The following is a 24,744-nucleotide window of genomic DNA, read 5'->3' on the forward strand; positions in this document are numbered from 1 at the left end:
TCGTGGCGTCACTCTCAATATGATGCCCAAGCTTTCTGGTGCACTGTCCGATTCAGTAAGCCAAATAAAAAGTGCCACTCCATAATAGAGTAGCACTTTTACCGGTGGATATTGACTATTTAATACCGGCCATTAAATTCTTAATTGGTTTAACCAAGACGAACATGATCAACCCAGCGACGATGGCCACGATGGCCACGCCCATGAAGTAACCTGCTTCGTTGCCCGGCGTGTAAAGCTTAACCACTTGTGCGTTGACGGCTTGCCCAGCGGCATCGGCCAAGAACCACATACTCATCATCTGAGATTGGAAGGCCTTTGGTGCCAGCTTGGTCGTCACGGACAACCCGATTGGGGAGATCAGTAATTCGGCAATTTCAACAACTGCCCAGCTACCAACTAACCAGAGTGGGCTGACCTTGGAACTCGTCCCAAACAAAGCGACTGGAATCACCATGATCAGGTAGGAAGCACCGGCGAACAACATCCCAGTTGCAAACTTAGCTGGTGAGCTTGGTTGCTTCTTACCCCAACGGTTCCACATTGCAGCGAAGAATGGCGTGTAGATCAGGATAAACAGTGGGTTTAACATCTGGTACCATGACGGCAAGATGTGCACACCTAAGAAATGGTTGTTCGTCTGGTTAGCGGCGAACAGTGCCAAAACTGAGGATCCTTGTTCTTCAATTGCCCAGAAGATAGCGGCAGCGATGAAGAGACCTAAGTAAGCCCAAACGTGCTTGCGTTCAGTTGAAGTAACCTTCTTACTGGTTAAGAAGATCGTGAAGTAAACGACTGGTGTAGCAATGGCCACGATGGAAAGTAACAGAATGAAGTTATTTAAGTTCAATGAACCTAAGAGGAACATTAACAGAACAATCAGTGCAAAAGCTACGAGTCCAACAGCTGAGCGAACACCCAACTTCTTCATGTCACCGGGTTCCAATGGGTCGGTTGGGTAAAGACTGTCTTTACTCAAGTACTTCTTCCCACCATACCAGTATTGAACCAATCCCAGGAACATCCCAATAGCGGCCAAGGAGAACCCTAAGTGGAAGTTGTATTTCATCCCTAACCAACCCACAAGGAGTGGCGCAACCAGGGAACCTAAGTTAATCCCGAAGACGAAGATGGTAAAACCGGAATCACGACGGGTATCCCCGGCGTCATACAGGCCACCAACCATTTCGGAAACGTTTGGCTTCAAGAGCCCAGTCCCCAAGACAATCAACAGAATGGAGATAAACAGCGCAATCCGGCCAGCTGGCACAGACAGAGCGATATGACCAAACATGATGAGAATCCCACCAATGAAGACGGTCCGACGACTCCCCCATACCCGGTCACTCAGGTAACCCCCGAGGACGGATGACAGGTAAACCATCGATCCATAGATGGACATCACTGAGGCAGCAGTTGCTTGATCGAACCCCAGACCACCCTTGGAAATTGAGTAGTACATGTAGTAGATAAGGATGGCACGCATCCCGTAGTAACTGAACCGTTCCCACATTTCTGTGAAGAACAGCGTTGATAACCCCCGCGGTTGACCGAAGAAAGTTCGGTCTTGGGTGGTCGACTCTGGTTTGTTATTCAAAACGATAATACCTCCATTGCCTTTGTTAAAATGAATATTTCTTTATTTCACAATCTGATTCGCTAAATGCGATTGTGGCAGGGTCTCATAGACCTCTAATAAAACATAGTTGTAATTATACTTCATGAAGGCCCGTTACGCAACGGTTTTCGTTATAAAAGCGTCTCCATCCCCGCCCTCACGCGCAAAAAACAATGATGAAATTATTAGCTATCTCATGCAATCCTCTTATTTTTTATTCATTTCCATCGATCGGCGAATATTATTCCTTTAATGAATAAAATTACGTTGATTATCCGACTTACAGGATATCTAAAAGTGCCGTTCACGCGCTCGACCTCGATAAAGCAGTGCACATCAAAAAGCCCGAGACGACACGTCCCGGACTTGAGTACAATTTGAAATTAGCGCCAGTCAGGACCGAGAGCTTCAAGGAGCTCATAGTTCCCCTGTACGGCCATTAAAGTATCCATCGCATGGTTGATGAGGATTGTAACGGGAAGGTCCTCAGCAGCCATTTTTGCCATCATCTGCGTTTGGACCTTATGGGCCGCTAGGAGTTGATCGTGACAAACCGATAACTCTAACGACTGATGCTGTTCACGAGCGGTTGCAATGGCACGATACAGGCTCTCCTTAGCAGTTCCTGCGGTGACCAACACCTGCATCGCCAGCTGTTCAATCGTGGGTGTCATGTTAGTAAGCGACAGCCACAGCTGCGGGGGCAAAGTTTAATTGATGACAAGCGTACTTAACCAACGCTTGGCTGTTCAACCAACCGTAAATGTCGTTGGGAATTGGTGCCGTTTGAACTTGATCACCGATCTTAGCCCGCATCTTGGCTTGATAAGCCACTTGTGGGGCCAAGAGAACTAAGTCTTGTTCAGCTAATAATTCAGGCGTTACTTCCATTAAACTCGTTGCACTGAAGTGTAACGGTACACGTTGGGTCTCAGCAGTCCGCTTAGCTTCCCCTAAGAATAATTGACTTGAAATTCCTTGACCACATACTAACAATACGTTTTTCATGATGGCATCTCCTGTGCTTAATTGATACTTATAGAATAGCACTGATAGAGGTATACCACAATAGATAATTAGAAAAATCATTTATATTTTTATCGCTACAAATGCCCGTGCATCAGTGTATCGGTGATATATACCAATTTAATTAAATTGCATATACCAATTGTCACTTTCTGGGTAAGCGCTTCCATTATAATTCTATGGGTATTCACCCTTAATGGCGGGCATCACTTTCAAGCCAGCGATACCTTATGGCCTCCCATCTCGGTTCAACCCCGTCCGGTCAGGTTTAACCGCAAACACAAAAAAAGCGATCAGTCCGTAGACTAATCACTTATCTGATGCCGGCTGAGGAATTCGAATCCCCGACCCTCGGTTTACGATACCGATGCTCTACCAGCTGAGCTAAGCCGGCATATCAACTGGTTAACCAGGTTAACCCGACTCCGGCAGGCGGGCTCGAACCGTCGACAACCTGATTAACAGTCAGGTGCTCTACCAACTGAGCTATGCCGGAATAATCGCGTGGCAACGTCCTATCCTCGCAGGGGGCGATCCCCCAACTACTATCGGCGTGCTAAAGCTTAACTTCTGTGTTCGGCATGGGAACAGGTGTATCCTTTAGGCTATCGCCACCACACTATAAGAGAACTTCTTCCCTCAAAACTAGATATTATTCAATTATCTTCCATTCGGAAACAACCACGTTTTCAACTTGGTTAAGTCCTCGACCGATTAGTACTGGTCCGCTCCACGCCTCACGGCGCTGCTACTTCCAGCCTATCTACCTGATCATCTTTCAGGGGTCTTACTTCCATATAGGAATGGGAAATCTCATCTCGAGGCGAGTTTCACACTTAGATGCTTTCAGCGTTTATCTCATCCATACATAGCTACCCAGCGATGCGCCTGGCGGCACAACTGGTACACCAGCGGTATGTCCATCCCGGTCCTCTCGTACTAAGGACAGCTCCTCTCAAATTTCCTACGCCCGCGACGGATAGGGACCGAACTGTCTCACGACGTTCTGAACCCAGCTCGCGTACCGCTTTAATGGGCGAACAGCCCAACCCTTGGGACCGACTACAGCCCCAGGATGCGATGAGCCGACATCGAGGTGCCAAACCTCCCCGTCGATGTGGACTCTTGGGGGAGATAAGCCTGTTATCCCCAGGGTAGCTTTTATCCGTTGAGCGATGGCCCTTCCATACGGTACCACCGGATCACTAAGCCCGACTTTCGTCCCTGCTCGACCTGTCTGTCTCGCAGTCAAGCTCTCTTCTGCCTTTACACTCGACGAATGATTTCCAACCATTCTGAGAGAACCTTTGGGCGCCTCCGTTACTTTTTAGGAGGCGACCGCCCCAGTCAAACTGCCTACCTGACACTGTCTCCCACCACGATTAGTGGTGCGGGTTAGAGTGTTCACACAGCGAGGGTCGTATCCCACCAGCGCCTCACTCGAAACTAGCGTTCCGAGTTCTACGGCTCCGACCTATCCTGTACAAGCTGTGTCAACACCCAATATCAAGCTACAGTAAAGCTCCATGGGGTCTTTCCGTCCTGTCGCGGGTAACCTGCATCTTCACAGGTAATATAATTTCACCGAGTCTCTCGTTGAGACAGTGCCCAGATCGTTACGCCTTTCGTGCGGGTCGGAACTTACCCGACAAGGAATTTCGCTACCTTAGGACCGTTATAGTTACGGCCGCCGTTTACTGGGGCTTCATTTCTGGGCTTCGCCGAAGCTAACTCATCCACTTAACCTTCCAGCACCGGGCAGGCGTCAGCCCCTATACGTCATCTTGCGATTTTGCAGAAACCTGTGTTTTTGATAAACAGTCGCCTGGGCCTTTTCACTGCGGCTACACTTGCGTGTAGCACCCCTTCTCCCGAAGTTACGGGGTCATTTTGCCGAGTTCCTTAACGAGAGTTCACTCGCTCACCTTAGGATACTCTCCTCGACTACCTGTGTCGGTTTGCGGTACGGGTAATTAATCACTAACTAGAAGCTTTTCTCGGCAGTGTGACATCTGGCGCTTCCCTACTAAAATTCGGTCCTCGTCACGCCTTGTCCTTAGCGATAAGCATTTAACTCATCACCAGACTTGACGCTTGAACACACATTTCCAATCGTGTGCACACCATAGCCTACTGCGTCCCTCCATCGTTCAAACATGATTAACTAGTACAGGAATATCAACCTGTTATCCATCGCCTACGCTTCTCAGCCTCGGCTTAGGTCCCGACTAACCCTGGGAGGACGAGCCTTCCCCAGGAAACCTTAGTCATTCGGTGGATCAGATTCTCACTGATCTTTCGCTACTCATACCGGCATTCTCACTTCTAAGCGCTCCACTAGTCCTTGCGGTCTAGCTTCGTTGCCCTTAGAACGCTCTCCTATCACGCGACCTATTGGTCGCATCCATAATTTCGGTAACATGCTTAGCCCCGGTAAATTTTCGGCGCGGGATCACTCGGCTAGTGAGCTATTACGCACTCTTTAAATGGTGGCTGCTTCTGAGCCAACATCCTAGCTGTCTGTGCAACTCCACATCCTTTTCCACTCAGCATGTATTTAGGGACCTTAATTGATGGTCTGGGCTGTTCCCCTTTCGACGGTGGATCTTATCACTCATCGTCTGACTCCCGGATATAAATCAGTGGCATTCGGAGTTTATCTGAATTCAGTAACCCATGACGGGCCCCTAGTCCAAACAGTGGCTCTACCTCCACGATTCTTAACTCCGAGGCTAACCCTAAAGCTATTTCGGAGAGAACCAGCTATCTCCAAGTTCGTTTGGAATTTCACCGCTATCCACACCTCATCCCAGCATTTTTCAACATACACGGGTTCGGTCCTCCAGTGCGTTTTACCGCACCTTCAACCTGGACATGGATAGGTCACCTGGTTTCGGGTCTACATCAACTTACTGAAACGCCCGTTTCAGACTCGCTTTCGCTACGGCTCCGGTCTTTACACCTTAACCTTGCAAATTAACGTAACTCGCCGGTTCATTCTACAAAAGGCACGCTATCACCCATTAACGGGCTCTAACTAATTGTAGGCACATGGTTTCAGGAACTATTTCACTCCGCTTCCGCGGTGCTTTTCACCTTTCCCTCACGGTACTGGTTCACTATCGGTCACTAGGGAGTATTTAGCCTTGGGAGATGGTCCTCCCGGATTCCGACCACGTTTCACGTGTGTGGCCGTACTCAGGATACTGAACTGAGGGTCAACAATTTCATCTACGGGGGTATCACCCTCTATGCCGAGTCTTCCCAGACTCTTCGATTATCATTGACTTTGGTAACTCAAATGTTCAGTCCTACAACCCCAAAGAGCAAGCTCTTTGGTTTGGGCTATTCCCCGTTCGCTCGCCGCTACTTAGGGAATCGATTTTTCTTTCTATTCCTGCGGGTACTTAGATGTTTCAGTTCCCCGCGTCTGCCTCAACTCAAGTATGTATTCCCTGAGTTGTAATTACTGATTAAAGTAATTGGGTTTCCCCATTCGGAAATCTCCGGATCAAAGCTTACGTACAGCTCCCCGAAGCATATCGGTGTTAGTCCCGTCCTTCATCGGCTCCTAGTACCAAGGCATCCACCATGCGCCCTTCATAACTTAACCTAACGATTACTTCGTAATCGCTGATTAATTGAGTATTAGCGATATAAACTAATTAAAAAACTCAAAAATACGCAGTTGTTTCTCGGTTTTAATTATCTTAATAATTAAAGGAAAATAATTGATAATATCTAGTTTTCAAAGAACAAATTCCTTGGCACTCTCGCACCAATGGAGAATAGCGGGATCGAACCGCTGACCCCCTGCTTGCAAAGCAGGTGCTCTCCCATCTGAGCTAATTCCCCAAAATGATGACCTTGCGGTCAATGGGCATAAATGGACTCGAACCATCGACCTCACGCTTATCAGGCGTGCGCTCTAAACCAGCTGAGCTATACGCCCAAAATCATTTAGCAAAATCATATGATAATGAGGGTAGACCCCTCAAAACTGACCATTGTTTCGACAAAGTATGTGTAGCCTCCGTATATTCCTTAGAAAGGAGGTGATCCAGCCGCAGGTTCTCCTACGGCTACCTTGTTACGACTTCACCCTAATCATCTGTCCCACCTTAGACGGCTGACTCCCGAAGGTTATCTCACCGGCTTTGGGTGTTACAAACTCTCATGGTGTGACGGGCGGTGTGTACAAGGCCCGGGAACGTATTCACCGCGGCATGCTGATCCGCGATTACTAGCGATTCCAACTTCATGTAGGCGAGTTGCAGCCTACAATCCGAACTGAGAACGGCTTTAAGAGATTAGCTTAGCCTCACGACTTCGCGACTCGTTGTACCGTCCATTGTAGCACGTGTGTAGCCCAGGTCATAAGGGGCATGATGATTTGACGTCATCCCCACCTTCCTCCGGTTTGTCACCGGCAGTCTCACCAGAGTGCCCAACTTAATGCTGGCAACTGATAATAAGGGTTGCGCTCGTTGCGGGACTTAACCCAACATCTCACGACACGAGCTGACGACAACCATGCACCACCTGTATCCATGTCCCCGAAGGGAACGTCCTATCTCTAGGATTTGCATAGTATGTCAAGACCTGGTAAGGTTCTTCGCGTAGCTTCGAATTAAACCACATGCTCCACCGCTTGTGCGGGCCCCCGTCAATTCCTTTGAGTTTCAACCTTGCGGTCGTACTCCCCAGGCGGAGTGCTTAATGCGTTAGCTGCGGCACTGAAGGGCGGAAACCCTCCAACACCTAGCACTCATCGTTTACGGCATGGACTACCAGGGTATCTAATCCTGTTTGCTACCCATGCTTTCGAGCCTCAGCGTCAGTTACAGACTAGACAGCCGCCTTCGCCACTGGTGTTCTTCCATATATCTACGCATTCCACCGCTACACATGGAGTTCCACTGTCCTCTTCTGCACTCAAGTCTCCCAGTTTCCGATGCACTTCTCCGGTTAAGCCGAAGGCTTTCACATCAGACTTAAGAAACCGCCTGCGCTCGCTTTACGCCCAATAAATCCGGACAACGCTTGCCACCTACGTATTACCGCGGCTGCTGGCACGTAGTTAGCCGTGGCTTTCTGGTTAAATACCGTCAACTCCTGAACAGTTACTCTCAAGAGTGTTCTTCTTTAACAACAGAGTTTTACGAGCCGAAACCCTTCTTCACTCACGCGGCATTGCTCCATCAGACTTTCGTCCATTGTGGAAGATTCCCTACTGCTGCCTCCCGTAGGAGTTTGGGCCGTGTCTCAGTCCCAATGTGGCCGATTACCCTCTCAGGTCGGCTACGTATCATTGTCTTGGTGGGCCTTTACCTCACCAACTAACTAATACGCCGCGGGTCCATCCAGAAGTGATAGCCGAAACCACCTTTCAAACAGAAACCATGCGGTTTCTGTTGTTATACGGTATTAGCACCTGTTTCCAAGTGTTATCCCCTGCTTCTGGGCAAGTTACCCACGTGTTACTCACCAGTTCGCCACTCGCTTCATTGTTGAAATCAGTGCAAGCACGTCATTCAACGGAAGCTCGTTCGACTTGCATGTATTAGGCATGCCGCCAGCGTTCGTCCTGAGCCAGGATCAAACTCTCATCTTAAAGATGATGCTTGAATAGCTCATCGATTGTTGTTACTTTATTTTCATAAAAGCGAATTGACTTCGCAAATATTGTTTGGGTTTGATACCGAGTATCAAACCGCCCTACACATATTTGGTTTGTCGAAACAATGTTCAGTTTTCAAAGGTCTACCAAGTTATCAGAGAAGCAATCGCTCCGTGACAACTTTTAAAGTATATCATGTTGTGAAATTCGTGTCAACATCTTTTTTCAGCTTTCTGAATATTTATTCAACATTCAAGAAGTAATGAATGACGGATGAAGCACGTCTTGACAACATAGATCATTCTATCAGTTGCTGTTTAACTCGTCAAGCATTAATTTCAAATTTGTATGACTATTCAATAATTTGTTATTTATGCATTGACTGTCTCAAACAGCAACAGGTAATATCTTATCAATCATCTCAAGCTAGGTCAAGAGAAAAAACACAATAAACTAAAAAAGAATTCAGAAATGTTCTCTGAATTCTCAAGTTCCATCTATAGAAACCTATTTTAACGGGCTTTAATCCATTACTTTACTTATCTGAAAATCGTTGGACAGCCATCCACCGCTCACGAGCCGCAATCTTAGCAACAAACTCATCAAGGATCTCGACCATGACCCCCTCTTCAGTAGCATCAGTCAACGCTACCTTAGTACGAGCCGCGTGAGGAATCCCCTTGAGGTAATAAGCCACTTGCGTCCGAAAATCCATCGGTCCCTCTTCCGGCCCACGAGCAATGCACAATCGATGCAGGTGCTCCTTGGCCAATGAAACCTTCTCCGCCACGGTCGGCTCAGGCAACAATTCCCCCGTCTCAAGATACCGATTAACTCGGCGCAACAACCACGGATTTCCCATGACCGCGCGACCAATCATCACAGCGTCAGCACCAACTTCATCCAGCATGCGCTTAGCATCTTCCGGCGTACGTACATCCCCATTTCCCATAAATGGAACGGTCAGCTGCTTGGCAACCTGAGCTAGAATATCCCAGTCCGCGTGTCCTTGATACATCTGCTTACGGGTTCGACCGTGCATAGCAACTGCCGCAGCACCCGCACTCTCTGCGGCCAGGGCATTCTCTACCGCGTAAACGTGGTGACTATCCCAGCCCGTACGCATCTTAACCGTCACCGGCTTATCGACAGCAGCCACAACCGCAGCAACCATGTCGTGAACTTTATTGGGATCAAGCAACCATTTGGCTCCCGCTTCGGTATTCACAACCTTGTTCACCGGACACCCCATATTAATATCAATAATATCCGCGGACGTCTGCTGATCCACATACTGGGCAGCCTGAACTAACGTCTCCTGCGTTCCCCCAAAGATCTGAATACTCATGGGGTGCTCGCTGGGATCAACGGCCATCATATTGAGCGTCCGCTGATTCTGATAGTGGATTCCCTGCCCAGAGATCATCTCACACTCGACGAGTCCGGCACCAAAGTCCTTGCAGATACGCCTGAAGGCCACGTTAGTTACCCCCGCCATAGGGGCAACAACCACCCGATTTGGAATCTCAACGTCACCAATCTTCCAAGTCATCGACAACGCCTACTTTGCTTGGGCTTCGGCCAGAATCTGCCGTAAATCATCCTCGGAGAACTGATACTTCGTCCCACAGAAGTGGCAAACGGCTTCAGCACCGTGGTCTTGATCAATCATCTCTTGGATAGCTGCTGGTTGAATCGCGGCCAAAGACTTGGCGAACCGGTCCTTAGAGCAGTCACACTTAAAGCCAACGGGCATCTTCTGTAAGATCTTGATCTGTTCATCTGGGAACAGGAGCTTCAGAATGTCCTCTGGCTTCTGTCCATCTAACAGCAATTCGGAGACCATCGGCATCTCCTTAATGCGGTTCTCCAAGCGTGAAATAGCTTCATCGGATGCACCTGGCATGACTTGAATCATGAACCCACCAGCAACCTTGACCGTGTTGTTCGGTTGGACAAAGACGGAAACGCCGACCGCACTGGGAATCTGTTCGGACTTTGCCAGGTAGTAGGTAAAGTCTTCGCCCAGTTCACCAGAGATCAAGGGAACCTGACCCGTGTAAGGTTGACCCAGGCCTTGGTCCTTGGTGACCGTCATCATCCCTTGGACACCCACGGCCTTTTTCACGTCGATCTTGTGCTTCTCGTTCAACGGTAAGCTAATGTGGGGGTACTGAAGGTAACCTTTAACCGTCCCATCAGCATTTCCATCGGCTACGATAGCCCCCACGGGTCCGTGACCATTAACCTTGACCGTCAACGTTTCCTTCCCCTTCAATAGCGAGGTCGACAGCAACATTGTCCCAATCAGGGTCCGTCCCAAAGCAGCCGTGGCTGAACTCCAAGTGTCATGCCGTTGTTGTGCTTCAGCAACTGTCTCCGTGGCGTCGACCACGTAAGCTCGGAACATCCCATTATCAATCAAACTTTTTACTAAATAATCTGCCATTAAATATAAACGTCCTTTCATTGCACTTTGTCATGCCCTACATTACCAGAAAGTTCGGGATTTGCAAAGATATAGCTAACGCCTATTGCAATTTTTCCCGTACTTTCTCCACGTGAACCGTCATTTGACTACCATCCAACCGAGGACAGTCGTCCCCATAAGTCACGAAAAGGTCCGAGACAGCCGTCCCGGACCTTAGATCGTTGTAATTATTCGGAATGATCGGACTCATCGTGATCGTCTGGCGCTGCCGAACTTGCTGCTGAGCTGGCTGGCTCTGCTGCAGATTCAGTATCACTTGAGGCACTAGAAGCCAACTTAGCTTCAGTAGAAGCTTGGCGTTCTGCTTCGCGGCGTTCAAGTTCACGCTTAGACTCTTCGAAAGTTGCCGCCTTTTCGCTAGGGAATTCGTTTCCGTTGTCCGTTTCAGGCATCTTCCCAGTGTTAAACAAGCTGAGGATTTGCTTTTCGTCCAACGTTTCGTATTTCAGCAAGGCATCCGCAATAATCTTGTGTTCTGCTTTATGCTCTTCCAGAATCTTCCGGGCAGTGTCATGTGCTTCCCCGATGATCCGGCGAACTTCACTATCAATTAAGTTAGCGGTATGTTCTGAGTAAGTTGGTTGACCGGTATAGCCAGCCCCTGCAAATGGTTGTCCGCCAGCACTTTCCAGTGCGACAGTCCCCAGTGCATCACTCATCCCATATTGGGTAACCATGGAGCGGGCAATTTGCGTTGCCTGTTCAAAGTCATTGGAGGCCCCAGATGATTCGGAGTGGAAGATTAACTCTTCAGCCGTCCGACCACCCATTAAGCCGGCAATCTGTTCCATGGCATCCTTCTTAGACATCAGCATCTGGTCTTCACGTGGCAACATGATGGCGTATCCGCCAGCACGCCCACGAGGAACGATGGTTACCTTGTGGACCACGCGGGCGTCATTTAAGACTAACCCAACGATCGTATGCCCAGCTTCATGGTAAGCAACCGTCTTACGTTCATCAGGACTGATGACCCGATCCTTCTTAGCAGGCCCGGCGATGACACGGTCTTCGGCTTCATCCAAATCAGAAGCATCGATCTGTGTCTTATTCCGCCGTGCAGCTAATAAGGCCGCTTCGTTCAGCAGGTTTTCCAAGTCGGCACCCACGAAACCAGGTGTTTGCTTAGAAATTTCCTTCAAATCAACGTCATTGGCTAATGGCTTGTTCTTGGCGTGAACCTTTAAGATAGCTTCACGACCCTTAACATCTGGCCGACCAACGAGAATCTTCCGGTCAAACCGACCTGGCCGTAGCAAGGCAGGGTCCAACACATCGGAACGGTTCGTAGCGGCCATAACAATGACCCCTTCGCTCCCAGTAAACCCGTCCATTTCGACCAGTAATTGGTTTAACGTTTGTTCACGTTCGTCGTGGCCACCGCCCATGCCGGCACCCCGTTGACGACCAACCGCATCGATTTCATCAATAAAGATGATTGATGGTGCAGCCTTTTTGGCCTGTTCAAACAGATCCCGGACACGACTAGCCCCGACACCGACGAACATTTCCACGAAATCTGAACCAGAAATCGAGAAGAATGGTACCGCGGCTTCACCAGCAACGGCTTTCGCCAGCAACGTTTTACCAGTACCAGGAGGACCCTCCAGCAAGACACCAGATGGTATCCGGGCACCTAACGCCACAAACTTACGAGGATTCTTCAAGAACTCAACAACTTCAACAAGTTCTTGCTTTTCCTCTTCCTCACCAGCAACGTCGGCAAAGCGAACCTTGTTCTCCTTGCTGTCGGCTGGTTTGGCCTTACTCTTCCCAAAGCTCATGACCTTGCCATTGCCGCCACCTTGGCCGGCTTGACCCATCATCATGTAGAAGAAGAAGAAGAAAATAACTAGTGGCGCAACATAGACTAACAAGTTAACCCAGAAGCCACTCGACTCTTCCGCTTTGGTGTTCATCTTAACATTGTGATTCTTAGCAACCTTATCAATCTCAGAAACCGTTGAGTTATTGGTCAAGACTTGTGTGCTAAAGCTAGTCACTGCTGTGCTCTGTGAGCCGCCGAGACTAAATCCGGTGTTGGTTGTACGCTTTTGCGCGTTCCGATATTCCCCGGTAATCTTGTAAACTCCCCCAGATGGTTGAATGGAGAATTTCTTGATCTTGTTTGCATTCAGATCTTTAACAAATTGACTCGATTGGATCTCTTGAGTTTGAGAACTGTTGCCGTTACCGTTGAACAGGTAAACTACACCAATGACCAACAAGAAAATCACAATGTAAAACAGACTATTACGGAACAGTCCATTTCGTCGATTATTCATGTCGTGCCTCCTCACTCACAGTTCCCAACATCTACTGTAGGAACGAATTTTAGAGCATATGCCCCTTTGACTAAATAAGATGTTATCACAATTGACTATCATTGACTAATTATTTATCTGAATAAACAGATGGCTTCAAAACACCAACATACGGGAGATTCCGATATTTTTCTTCGTAGTCCAACCCATAGCCAACCACGAATTCACTTGGAACGTTAAACCCAACGTAATCCGCCTTAGCTTCGACCACACGACCACTTGGTTTGTCCATCAAGGTGCAGACCCGAATGGAGTTCGCTTTCCGGTCCTTCAGTAGGTCTTCCAGGTACTTCAATGTCCGACCAGTGTCGATAATATCTTCTACTAAGATGATGTCACGCCCAGTCACGTCGGTATCTAAGTCCTTCAATAACCGAATCGTTCCAGATGACGCGGTCCCACCGTTATAGCTGGAGACATCGATGAAGTCAATCGTTGCATAGATATCCATATCGCGAATAACATCTGTCATAAATAGAATAGCACCCTTCAAGACACAAATGATTAATGGTGTCTTATCCCGGTAGTCTTCTGAAAGTTGCGTACCTAACCGTTTGCAAGCCGCGGCAATGTCTTCCTCACTGTAAAGGACCTTTAAAATATCGTTATTCATGCTGTTCCCCTTTCGCCTATTCATGCTTTAATTTGATGTGATAGTTTCTCGTGTGCGCGCGTTGTGGTTGGACTGCCCACTTCACTCCCAGTGCCGCGATCACCTCATCTTGAGCCGTCACCAAGACTGGCACGGCCGCCCGCTCTTCCCGGGGAACCTTGGCATTGATCAATGCCCGCCGAACTGCCTGATGATGCCCATTTCCTAACCGTAATCGATCCGCTGCCTGCCACGACCGTACCCGTAACGGGAATTGGTCGGCTGTCAGAGCAACGACCTCGCTTGCCGGTAAGTGATCACGACTATCCGTAGTGAAACAGCCAAGTTGCCAGCCATTTCCCAACGTTCGCCATTGGTTTAATACTACCATAAAACTAAAAACTTCCTTGGATTTTTGCTGGAAATTTTCGAATTGATTGAATGTAAACGTTCCATACTTTTTAACCAGTGACCAGCCGGCACCCAAATCAACCGTACCCGTCGGATGCTGTGCGTTCGCCAATAGCTGCTCACACGCTCTAAGTACACTAGCTTCCGTACTCAAGGTTGGCTGGCACTGCTTGATCAGCCGCGTCAAGAGCAATTGCCGCTGAGCAACTGATTGCTTGAAAAAGGCCTGCGTGTCAACGACAATTGGGTCTGATTGACGCACAATCTGGGTCAAGCTATCAGTCACCGCCTGATCCGCCACCTGGAGTACCGCCTGCAGTTGATCTGCGTAGTCCAGTAAGTGCCGGTCAACCTGCGGATTTTCTTGCCGCATGGCTGGCAGAAGCTGGAGGCGTACCCGATTACGACTTGCCGTCAACTCACGGTTCGTAGCATCCTCGTACCAGGGAATCTGTTGCTGCTTCGCATATGCCCGCAACGTTGCCTTCGTATAGGGAAGTAACGGACGTATCAGGTGACCCGCGTGAAACGGACGACTGGCCGCCATCCCCGTCAGTTGATTGAGCTGACCGCCCCGCAATAATTTAAACAGGATAGTTTCGGCCTGCTCATCGGCCTGATGAGCGGTCGCCAGCCAATCAGCGTCTTGGGCCGCTAACTGCTCAGCAAAGAACTGATAGCGAAACTGCCGGGCAGCATCCTCGATACCGTGCGTGGGTTGCTGATCCCTGGGCCAAACGGTCGCAACCAACGGTAGCTGGTGTTGTGCACACCATTCTTTGAGAAATGCTGCCTCCGTTCGACTCTGCTCGCGTAACTGATGATTTACATGAACCACCGTCAGCTGGGGGCGCTGGTCAACTGGCAACTGGGCAAATAACGCCAGTAATACCATCGAATCAACGCCAGTCGAGACCGCAATTAAGCCGTGTTGGTGGGGATCATTCCAACCATGTACCTGGCAATTGTGTCGAAAGTCCGTTTCCAATGACACGGAAGCTCCCCCTCTTTCTGGTTATGAAAAAGGGCCGCACAAGTGCGGTCCTCTTCATCTTGATGGCACGTTAGTCTGCTGACTAACTCCGCCGGCCGCCACGGCCGCCACGTTTGCCTTCAGTGTTTCGTTTAATCGTTGCCAGACGGTCCTCACTTGATTTCAAGAACCCTGACATCATGTCGTCAAAATTTTCTTTATGGGGAGCCGCTTGATGGCCAGAGAACCGACCATTGGCTGAGCTATGGTGAGGCCGGGGACCGTTATTTTCAAACCGCCGACCGTGGCCATGACTTTCGCCACCATGGTTAGCAGCATTATTGCCACCGCCACGATGTTGTTCATGATCCCGGTGTTCATTGTGATTACTGTGATGGGGCCGGTCACCAGCCGGATGATCCGTCGCTTTGCGAATCGACAAACCAATCTTCCCATCGTTACCAACAGTCAAAACTTTGACCGTTACTTCGTCACCGACGGACAAAACGTCATGGATATCCTTGACGTAACCGTCAGAAATCTCACTAATGTGCACTAGTCCGGTCTTGTGGTCGCCTAAATCAACAAATGCACCAAAGTTCGTAATTCCGGAGACCTTTCCGGAAACTTTAGCTCCAACCTCGATTGCCATAAAAAAGAAGTTCCTCCTTAAAATAAGTGCTTTCAGTATAACACAATTTACCACATTTCCACACGAGAAAAACTAAAAAGAAAGTCCATTAACCAATTTTTCTGACCGACCGGAAAGCCCGTTAAATTAACATTCGCGCCACTTATTAGTTTCCGGGTTCACTTATGTTACCCGGTAGCTAATTCGTTTGCCCGTCAAAACGGGAAACAACCGCTGCATTTGGCCGTCTCTTTTTTAAATCAGGCCAAGATCACTCACTGGCCATTTTGTGTTAGCCCAGACGTCCGTCTAGCTCCCTGCAAGAAACGATGGTAATGCCTCAAATAATGATAGCAATATTCTTTTGTGAATACCTTCATGCTACCCCCATTCACGCGAAAAGTCACAACAAACTCTCAGTAAATAGTCCCGAATACACAAAATCCGCCAGTTCGTGTTGCACTGGCGGATCCTTAACTGAACTATTTAACAGTCACATCACTCGCATGGTCGCCGGGTAAGCTATAAATCGTTTCCCCAGACTTCGAGTAGTAGTACTTTGAGCGAACCAAACGCCCCAAATAGTCTTTGTTATTTAATTGTTTAATTTGCAACTTAAGCTTGTGGTCAGTGGCTTTCGTGGCCGCCAGCTTTTGTTTGCTGGTGGTCACTTCTTGCCGCACGTGATGCAGGCTGGCATTCGTCCGAACGAGCTGAATACCTAAGACAACTGCGAACACAGCAAAGATAGCGAGAATGCGGGTTGCCCGCCGCATCCGACGTTTGCCGAGCCATTGATGATGGTGAACCGTTGCTTGTTGGCGGTCCAGTCGCCGGGTATAGTCATTTTCTAAACGTTCGATCTTCGCCGGTTTCGGTTTTACGTCAGCCATTTTTCCACTCACTCCTCAGTTTTCACCAGATAGTTTAACTTGAGTATAGCAAGTTTCAATTTACGCGTCTACCACGTTTAGCATAATGTAAAACATTCGTCATATTTAACCTAATTTTCTTGCCGAAAATCTTGCGCGTAGTCTTCCTTGACGATGGTGTACATCCGTTCAGCGTCGTCCTTCTTTGTGGTTTCCAACAATTCGTTAACTTTGACCGTTAATGTTTTGTTACCGAACTTAATAACCAACTCATCATTTGTTGCCACGTCACTCGAAGACTTGGCCACTTTACCGTTGATCATAATCCGACCCTTATCGGCAATTTCCTTAGCGACTGACCGCCGCTTGATGATCCGTGAAACTTTCAAATATTTATCTAATCGCATATTATTTTCCTCCGTGTTGACTAAGTTGTTGCCATAATCTTAACACACTCTCACCGTGGGGAATCGCTAACCACTCCCGGACCGACAATAAACGCCACTTGAGAGCTAGGCCAATAAAGAGTAGCCCCCCCACGGGAATCGTGACGAGCAAGCCGCCACCGATGGCCAAACGACTAGTCATCAGAGCTGGCCACCAGTGTTCTAAAACAGCCACAGTGAGTCGAACGCCAAACACCATCAGGATGGTACAGGCTAACAGAATTCGAATGTACGGCTTGGTCCAAATACCGGAACGTAACGTCACTGCCGACCCGTACCAAATCACTACCAGCATGGCGCCCAAGCTAATCACTGTCAGCCAACTCGCTCCAGTTGCCCCAAAACTACGGACTGCCCAGTGATTACCCACGATTTTGACGGCTAGGCCAACTGCTAGGGCCACGACCGTCAACCGGTACTGGTCCTGACTCTGCAGGACACTGTTGTAAGTCTGAATCAGCGTTGCCAGAATGATACTCAGCATATAGACCGCTAGCATGCCGGAACCCTGGGTGTCGCCAAACAACAACCGGTTAATCCACGGCATCAAGCTGATCAGTCCAGCCGTGGCTGCCACGGCGACCATCAAGGCAATGCGCATCATGGTCGTGGTGAGCCGTTTAAATGCCGCGGGTCGCCGTTCTTGCTGTGCTGCGGTCAGGGCTGGCAGTAGCGAGGTCGCAAAGGCCACCGCCACCACCAGTCCCAATTGCACCAGCGGTTGGGCGCGGTCATAGACCCCCTTGAGGCTCTTGGCTGCTAAATCACCCATGCCACCGGCGACCAGGCCATTTTTGACCGTGAATGAATCCACTAATTGTAAGAGCACTAGCATCGCCGTCAGGAGACACAGGGTACCCCCTTCGATCAGCAAACGCCGGCCAACGTGTGGCAGACTGGCTACTGGCGCAACATCTCGTTGTCGCCATCGCGGTAATACCAGCAAGGCCGCTACTGCAGCAATCGTGCCCCCACTCAACGCCCAGGTCCCCATCGTGTAGACGGACCAGTCGTGACTGGTCGCCCAACCGGCAGCCACCAGGATCACGACGACCCTGACCAGTTGCTCGATGACCTGCGAGCGGGCCGTGGGTAGCATTTGAAAGCGACCCTGATGATACCCCCGGCCCACCGACAGTGCTGGCATGAACAAAAACATCCAGGCCACCATCTGAATCAGCGGTGCAAGGTGCACATCCCCCATTCCACGAGCAATGCTAGGCGCACCGAACATCAAGCCACCAAAGATGACCAATGCCAGTCCCCAGAGCCACCGATAGACTTGCCGGGCCACCTGCTGCTGACTGGGCAAATCCGGCGCCTCCGCAATCAGTTTAGAAATAAACACCGGTAGGCCACTCAACGCAAAGGTCATGCCAATGCCGTAGAGCGGATAAACCTGCTGGTACACGTAGAATCCGGTGTTACCGACCATGTTCTGAAACGGCACGCGGTACACGGCGCTCAAAAGCTTGGCAATGAACGCCGCGATGGAAAGAATCAGGGCGCCTTGCAAGGTCGTATTCACATTGCGGTTGCCCATCAACTCTCCTCCTTATTCCTTAGAGTATCTTGCTAAATTGCGCATCACCGCGCCTTACCGGGGGGCGTAAATAGGCCGGAACGCGGTGGGCGGACGCCTAGAGCCACAGAACGGTCTCTAAGCTTGCTTTGAACCTCTGAGAAACGAGTTTCAAAGTCACCAATTTTCTAAGCGGCAAATTCAGCCGCTAAGAAAATTCCCACGGCTGAGCCTATTTACACCACCCTCACGGCTCACACTGATTTAACCGAACCAATCGGCAGTACTCTACCAATCATCCCTGCGGCTAACACTGGCTTAGGTCGTGACGTTCTCGTCATTTCTGTTTTATGACTTGGATTTAAGTGCGGTGTCTTCTTGACTCTACGACATAGTCCAACCGCTAAGACTGCATAAAACTTACTATCCAGTCCTTACTTATGGTTAAGACAAGAGGCCTAGCTCAACGCAACCAGTCGATGCTAATTAACTACTTCTCATCCGCCTTCGGCTTCGTTGTCTGCACCACAATATCGCGTAGTGCCCCCATGAACAGTTGTACCTGTGGTAACCAGTCCTTGACCGTCATGTTGGGTTGTAAGACTAACTTGACGTGCAAACGATCGTTGTCGACGGCGACCGTGGCCTTCAACTGGGTTGCGGCTAACGCCTTGAAGACGTCCTCGCCACCCAAGATGTTGGTTCCCTGCTTGGAGATTGTCACGAAGACATCCCCGTTGACCCGGCGAATCTTGTCTACCAACGCGAGATCCGCCGCTAACTTCAACTGACCGATTGTCAGGAGCTGCGCGACGCTCTCTGGATAGTCACCGAAGCGGTCGATCAAGTCAGCTTGAATTTCACTGACCTCATCGTCACTCTCCAACTGACGAATCCGTTTGTACATTTCAATCTTCTGTTGTTCATCTTCAATGTAGTCACTCGGCAAGTAAGCTTCGACACCCAGTTCGACCGTGGTATCGGTCTTCGGCTGCGTCTTCTTCCCCCGCTTCTTAGCGACCGCATCACTTAACATTTGCGTGTATAAGTCATACCCCACGGAGTTAATGAACCCGTGTTGTTGTTTACCTAACAAGTTACCGGCACCCCGAATAGATAGATCTCGCATGGCAATCTTAAAGCCGGACCCCAATTCGGTGAAGTCCTTGATGGCTTCGAGGCGCTTCTCACTGACTTCCGTCAAAACCTTGTTTGGCTTGTACGTGAAGTAGGCATAAGCTACCCGGTTGCTTCGTCCGATACGGCCCCGCAGTTGATACAGCTGTGAGAGGCCCATCCGGTCGGCATTTTCGACGAATAACGTGTTGGCATTGGGAATATCGATCCCGGTTTCGATGATAGTCGTAGTGACCAATACATCGTAATCGCCCCGTAAGAAGTCAAAGAGCACCCCTTCCAGCTGGGCTTCGGTCATCTTCCCGTGAATGTAGCCAACACGCGCTTCTGGAACCAGCGCTTGAATCTGGCTGACGGTCTTCTCAATGTCATCCACCCGATTGTGCAGGTAGAAGACCTGACCGCCCCGTTGCATTTCACGCCGAATCCCATCCTGAATGGCCCCGGCATTTTGTTCCATGACGTAGGTCTGGATGGGGAATCGGTTTGCCGGTGGCGTTTCAATCACGGAGAGGTCCCGCACACCCAGCATGGACATGTGGAGCGTCCGGGGAATCGGTGTGGCCGTTAGCGTCAAGACATCCACGTTCGCCTTCAGTTGCTTCAACCGTTCCTTATGCTTGACCCCGAACCGCTGCTCTTCATCGACCAAAACGAGACCGAGATTCTTGAACTTCACGTCTTGGGATAGTAACCGGTGCGTACCGACCACGATATCCAGCTGACCGTCCTCTAAATCCTTGATCGACTGGTGAATCTGCTTCGTCGTGCGGAACCGCGAGAACATTTCGACATTGATTGGGTAACCTTCGAAGCGGTTGACCATGGTGTCATAGTGTTGTTGTGCCAGGATAGTCGTTGGGACCAGGAAAGCTACCTGTTTGCCCGCTTCAACCGCCTTAAAGGCCGCCCGCAGAGCAACTTCGGTCTTCCCGTAACCCACATCCCCGACCAGCAAACGATCCATTGGCCGGGCCTTTTCCATATCGTGCTTCACTTCGTCGATGGTCCGCAGTTGATCGGGCGTCTCGGCGTAAGGGAAGTCATTTTCAAAGTCCGTCTGTAAGCTGTCATCCTTGGGAAAAGCAAAGCCCTTCTCGGCTGCTCGCTTGGCATAGAGGTCAACCAGTTCGTCGGCAATATCCTCAATTTTGGCGGCAACCTTACTCTTGGTCTTGGCCCACTCGGAACCACCCAACTTGTTGATCCGCGGCTTCTTGTCCTCGGAGGACACGTACTTCTGAATCAAATTCAGCTGCGTTACCGGGATAAAGAGTTGCGCGTTGTCCTGATAGTCGATAGTCATGTAGTCTTGATGCACGCCATCCACCGTCAGCGTCTGCATCCCGATAAATTTCCCGATCCCATGGTTCACGTGAACCACGTAGTCGCCGGGTTTCAGATCGGTATAACTCTTCAGCCGTTCGGCGTTGGCCATTGTCTGCCGCCGCGCGCGCTTCTTCGTGACCTTCTGGAACATTTCAGCTTCGGTGATCACGACCAAGTTGGCTTCTGGCAACTCGAACCCGGTCCGTAACCGTTCGGGCACGAGCTGGGTCAAATCATTCTGTAAATTTTCTTCCTTTGTCAAAACGGCTTGGATTTCAAAGTCGTCCAGTGTCTCTTCGATCTTAGCGAGGCGCTCCTCGTCTTGGACCAGCAAGACCACCGTCTGTTTCTGCTTGCGCCACCGGTCAATCTCGGTCTTCATCACGGGAAGTTGGCCGAAGAACTGTTGCATGGCTCGCGTCACGACATTGGTGACCGCCTGAAAACGGAGGTTGCCCATCCCCTTCTGGAACAGTGCCAACATGACCTGCGCGTGCGGATCATCCTTAATGATCGGCCGCAGTTCACCACCAAACGTCTGTTGCGCGAAGATCTGATGGTGGGTCAGTTTATCCGTCGCCCAGTTGGCTTCATCCTCCAGTAACTGCCGTTCAGCATCCTGTAGACGCGAATAGTCCCCGAACAACGCCAATCCATTAGTCGGTAAGTAGTCCAGCAATTGGTGATGTTCCGGGAATAAATAGTCGGCGAACTCCATGAGCTGGGGATCAACGGACCCCTTCCGCAAGCCATCAACCAGTGGTTTCACCTGGTTAGTCAGCGTGGTCGTGGCGTCCTCATCCAGCTTAGCAGTCTGTTGCGTCAGTTCGGCCATCAGGGCATCAGCCCCGGCAGCGCGCTCGTCGGCCGTTAAAATAAAGTCGGTTGCCGGCAGGATTTCCACCTCATCGACATTTTCAATACTCCGTTGCGTGGCCGGATCGAAGTACCGGAGTGAGTCCACCTCGGTATCGAAGAAGTCTAACCGGACCGGATAGTCCGCCGCCAGCGGATAAATATCAATGATCGAGCCCCGCACGGCAAAGTCGCCAGGACCCGCGACCAACTTTTGGTGGGTGTAGCCCATGCCAAAGAGCCGTTGCTGCAAGTCCTCGAGGTCGAAGTCATCGCCCGCTTTAACGGTAAACCGCGCCGCCGCGAAGTTCTCTGGTGCCGGCAAGAACCGGCGTAGGCCAGACAACGCCGTCACGATAACGACCGGTCGATCACTCTGCAATGCCCGCAAGGCATCGATACGTGAAGACCGGTATTCTGGCGAACTCGTGGCCACTTCGGCCGCTAACAGTTCCTCAACGGGAAATTCGAAGAGTTCATTTTCATCTAATAGGTTGGCCAAGTCGTCGACCAACTGCCCCGCATGGTACAGGGTGTCCGTCACGTAGACGATCGACCGTTGCTGTTCGTGGAGCAGACTGGCAATGAACAACGTCTCCGCGGAACCGTTGAGTCCGGTCACCAATTGGCGTTGCCCGGCCCCTAGTGTTTGGCGGATCGTCGCGTATGCCGGCGTCTGCGTCATAAATGCTTCTAAATTCACGAGATAACTTCCTCTTCTTAGTTGTACTTATTCATTAACTGAGTGAATTCCGTCCCGCTCAGCCAGTCATCCAACGCCGCTACGGCCTTATCTGCAGACTGGTTGAAGAGGGGTTGTTGTTCCGTGGTGAACTTGGTCAACACGTAGTCAACGACGGACATCTTCTCGGGATGACCGGTACCCACACGCAGGCGCTTGAAATCCTTGCTGGAGACATGTGCAATGATGCTCTTGATCCCGTTATGCCCCCCGGCTGAACCGTGATCACGCAGGCGGATATGTCCCACGGGTAAGTCCATATCATCGTGGACGATAAAGATGTCGTCTAAGTCGATCTTAAAGTAATCCATCAAAGGATGTACCGCCCGGCCGGATTCGTTCATAAACGTTGTGGGCTTCACAACCAGCACCTTTTCACCATTCACAATACCAGTCCCGTAACGGGCGTCCAACTTCCGGGTGGTGAGTTCAATCCCGTGTTGTTTGGCAAATTCATCGACGACCATAAAACCAGTGTTGTGGCGCGTCCCGTTATATTGGGGACCAATATTTCCTAAACCAACGATCATTTTCATGCTTACTAATTTCTCCCTCTTATCACAATAGTTCTATTATCTAACGTGGGTTACCTGGCGTCTGGCCGTGGCTCAAGCACTGACACCCGCGCTGACACTTGAATCCGTGTCTAATCTGGTTGTCTGCATCCCAAAGTGGTAGCAGAATCTTCACTGATTGCCATCATACTGGCACCCAGCAAGCCGCACAAGACCTAGTTGCCCAATATATGGAATAATTAATCTTAGCCGTTTAGATTCACAGGGGGGCTGGCGGACACCACATCAGACAGTTGTGGCCACCGATAATTGTGGCCCTCAAGGTATGCGAGAAACAAAAGAGCTGGACGGTCGCATTTCTCCCCGTTCAGCTGGCGCAAATTATTCTGACGATACCAAATTAACACCCCTGAGTATAGCATAGTCCCCCCGCCACTGCACCGATTCTGCCCATGGTGAATCGTTTCACTAAAAGAAAACGCTGTCTTCACAAATTTTCAAGCCCGGCCGTGGTCGGCCTCTGGTTTACATGTTATACTTACAAGTGGGTATTTTTGCGTACCTTGATGTCAAAAATTTATTAGGAGATGAATGGATTTGACTACTAAAAACCATCAAAAAGTAGTTCTCGTTGGTGACGGGGCCGTTGGCTCTTCATACGCTTACTCAATGATGAACCAAGGTTTAGCTGAAGAATTCGTGATTGTGGATGTTATTAAGGATAGAACTGAAGGAGACGCCTTAGACCTTGAAGATGCTCAAGTCTTCACTGCCCCTAAGAAAGTCTACTCCGGTGACTACTCTGACTGCGCCGATGCTGACATCGTCGTAATCACTGCTGGTGCCCCACAAAAGCCAGGCGAGACGCGTTTGGACTTGGTTAACAAGAACTTAAAGATCTTATCTTCAATCGTTAAGCCCGTTGTTGATTCCGGTTTCGATGGTATCTTCGTGGTTGCTGCTAACCCAGTTGACATCTTAACTTACGCTACTTGGAAGTTCTCAGGCTTCCCAAAGGAAAAGGTTATCGGTTCAGGGACTTCATTGGACACGGCACGTTTACGCGTTGCTTTGGCTAAGAAGTTCAACGTTGACCCACGGAACGTGGACGCCTACATCATGGGTGAACACGGTGACTCCGAATTCGCCGCATACGACGAAGCTACGATTGGTTCTAAGCCATTGATGACTCTCGCCAAGGAACAAGGCGTGACTGACGACGACTTAGCTAAGATCGAAGACGACACGCGGAATAAGGCTTACGAAATCATCAACAAGAAGGGTGCCACTTTCTACGGTGTTGCAACCTGCTTGATGCGGATTACTAAGGCTATCTTGCGTGACGAAAACGCCGTATTACCTATCGGCGCTGCTTTGAACGGCGAATACGGCTTAGATGATATCTTCATCGGTACGCCTGCCGTTATCAATGGTAGTGGTTTAGCTAGCGTCATTGAAGTTCCATTATCCGATAAGGAAAAGGACTTAATGGCTAAGTCAGCTGCTACTTTGAAGCAAGTTACTAAGGACGGTTTAGCTGCCCTCAAGTAATTCAATTATGACTTTGAAATCGTCGTTCCTGCGGGAGCGGCGATTTTTTTGTGGTTAATTTTAAAGTATTCTCGCACCCGTATATAGCA

15 protein-coding genes, 4 tRNA genes and 3 rRNA genes are annotated in these 24,744 nt (G+C 49.8%); 1 reads left to right on the top strand and 21 read right to left on the bottom strand.

Translation table 11 applies throughout. From position 1 onward, the window contains the following. Positions 1-115: 115 nt before the first annotated feature. The 21 genes from ACEPSU_RS09950 to pth form a co-directional block, all read right to left on the bottom strand. Complete coding sequence (locus ACEPSU_RS09950; protein WP_395321372.1) at positions 116-1,597, bottom strand: peptide MFS transporter; 1,482 nt, start codon at positions 1,595-1,597, stop codon at positions 116-118. Positions 1,598-2,001: 404 nt separating this feature from the next. Next, entirely contained in the window at positions 2,002-2,292 is a 291-nt protein-coding gene (locus tag ACEPSU_RS09955; RefSeq protein ID WP_395321374.1) for a PTS lactose/cellobiose transporter subunit IIA, read from the bottom strand. A 1-nt stretch (position 2,293) separates the two neighbouring features. Next, on the bottom strand, positions 2,294-2,626 hold the full coding sequence (locus tag ACEPSU_RS09960) for a PTS sugar transporter subunit IIB (RefSeq protein ID WP_260339901.1): 333 nt from the start codon (positions 2,624-2,626) through the stop codon (positions 2,294-2,296). Positions 2,627-2,965: 339 nt separating this feature from the next. Then, positions 2,966-3,038 (bottom strand) — tRNA-Thr (locus ACEPSU_RS09965). A 29-nt stretch (positions 3,039-3,067) separates the two neighbouring features. Beyond that, a tRNA-Asn gene (locus ACEPSU_RS09970) sits at positions 3,068-3,140 on the bottom strand. 6 nt (positions 3,141-3,146) lie between these two features. Next, positions 3,147-3,263: ribosomal RNA gene (rrf, locus tag ACEPSU_RS09975) — 5S ribosomal RNA — on the bottom strand. Positions 3,264-3,338: 75 nt separating this feature from the next. Next, positions 3,339-6,257: ribosomal RNA gene (locus ACEPSU_RS09980) — 23S ribosomal RNA — on the bottom strand. Positions 6,258-6,426: 169 nt separating this feature from the next. Then, positions 6,427-6,499, bottom strand: a tRNA-Ala gene (locus ACEPSU_RS09985). Between the two features lie 22 nt (positions 6,500-6,521). Continuing rightward, positions 6,522-6,596: transfer RNA gene (locus ACEPSU_RS09990), tRNA-Ile, on the bottom strand. 96 nt (positions 6,597-6,692) lie between these two features. After that, positions 6,693-8,258: ribosomal RNA gene (locus ACEPSU_RS09995) — 16S ribosomal RNA — on the bottom strand. Together the 16S, 23S and 5S rRNA genes with 4 tRNA genes alongside form the textbook arrangement of a ribosomal RNA operon. Positions 8,259-8,799: 541 nt before the next feature. After that, complete coding sequence (gene dusB, locus ACEPSU_RS10000) at positions 8,800-9,816, bottom strand: tRNA dihydrouridine synthase DusB (protein ID WP_395321376.1); 1,017 nt, start codon at positions 9,814-9,816, stop codon at positions 8,800-8,802. A gap of 9 nt (positions 9,817-9,825) precedes the next feature. After that, the gene (gene hslO, locus ACEPSU_RS10005; protein ID WP_020090273.1) at positions 9,826-10,713 is read right to left on the bottom strand and encodes an Hsp33 family molecular chaperone HslO; all 888 of its coding nucleotides are present in this window, start codon (positions 10,711-10,713) and stop codon (positions 9,826-9,828) included. Between the two features lie 209 nt (positions 10,714-10,922). Next, positions 10,923-13,040, bottom strand: a complete 2,118-nt coding sequence (gene ftsH, locus ACEPSU_RS10010; protein ID WP_020090274.1) for an ATP-dependent zinc metalloprotease FtsH — start codon at positions 13,038-13,040, stop codon at positions 10,923-10,925. 109 nt (positions 13,041-13,149) lie between these two features. After that, positions 13,150-13,692: a hypoxanthine phosphoribosyltransferase gene (gene hpt / locus ACEPSU_RS10015; RefSeq protein ID WP_020090275.1), complete on the bottom strand. Its 543-nt coding sequence runs from the start codon at positions 13,690-13,692 to the stop codon at positions 13,150-13,152. 16 nt (positions 13,693-13,708) lie between these two features. After that, positions 13,709-15,076 (bottom strand): tRNA lysidine(34) synthetase TilS, encoded by a 1,368-nt coding sequence (gene tilS, locus ACEPSU_RS10020; RefSeq protein WP_395321379.1) that lies wholly within the window; start codon positions 15,074-15,076, stop codon positions 13,709-13,711. A gap of 82 nt (positions 15,077-15,158) precedes the next feature. Next, the gene (locus ACEPSU_RS10025) at positions 15,159-15,707 is read right to left on the bottom strand and encodes a S1 domain-containing RNA-binding protein (protein WP_260339349.1); all 549 of its coding nucleotides are present in this window, start codon (positions 15,705-15,707) and stop codon (positions 15,159-15,161) included. Between the two features lie 461 nt (positions 15,708-16,168). Next, positions 16,169-16,579 (bottom strand): FtsB family cell division protein, encoded by a 411-nt coding sequence (locus ACEPSU_RS10030; protein WP_395321382.1) that lies wholly within the window; start codon positions 16,577-16,579, stop codon positions 16,169-16,171. Between the two features lie 110 nt (positions 16,580-16,689). Beyond that, positions 16,690-16,965: an RNA-binding S4 domain-containing protein gene (locus ACEPSU_RS10035; RefSeq protein WP_020090279.1), complete on the bottom strand. Its 276-nt coding sequence runs from the start codon at positions 16,963-16,965 to the stop codon at positions 16,690-16,692. Between the two features lies 1 nt (position 16,966). Further along, complete coding sequence (locus ACEPSU_RS10040; protein WP_395321384.1) at positions 16,967-18,547, bottom strand: polysaccharide biosynthesis protein; 1,581 nt, start codon at positions 18,545-18,547, stop codon at positions 16,967-16,969. A 469-nt stretch (positions 18,548-19,016) separates the two neighbouring features. Beyond that, complete coding sequence (gene mfd, locus ACEPSU_RS10045; RefSeq protein ID WP_395321386.1) at positions 19,017-22,550, bottom strand: transcription-repair coupling factor; 3,534 nt, start codon at positions 22,548-22,550, stop codon at positions 19,017-19,019. 17 nt (positions 22,551-22,567) lie between these two features. Then, a complete protein-coding gene (gene pth / locus ACEPSU_RS10050; protein ID WP_125702034.1) occupies positions 22,568-23,125 on the bottom strand; it encodes an aminoacyl-tRNA hydrolase in 558 nt (185 codons plus the stop codon). Between the two features lie 570 nt (positions 23,126-23,695). On the opposite strand from pth, the gene ACEPSU_RS10055 reads away from it, so the two are divergent. Further along, positions 23,696-24,655 carry an L-lactate dehydrogenase gene (locus tag ACEPSU_RS10055; RefSeq protein ID WP_395321389.1) on the top strand — a complete coding sequence of 320 codons (960 nt, stop codon included), beginning with the start codon at positions 23,696-23,698 and terminating at the stop codon, positions 24,653-24,655. Positions 24,656-24,744 lie beyond the last annotated feature (89 nt).

This window comes from Levilactobacillus parabrevis (assembly GCF_044051715.1).
Lineage (GTDB): Bacteria > Bacillota > Bacilli > Lactobacillales > Lactobacillaceae > Levilactobacillus > Levilactobacillus parabrevis.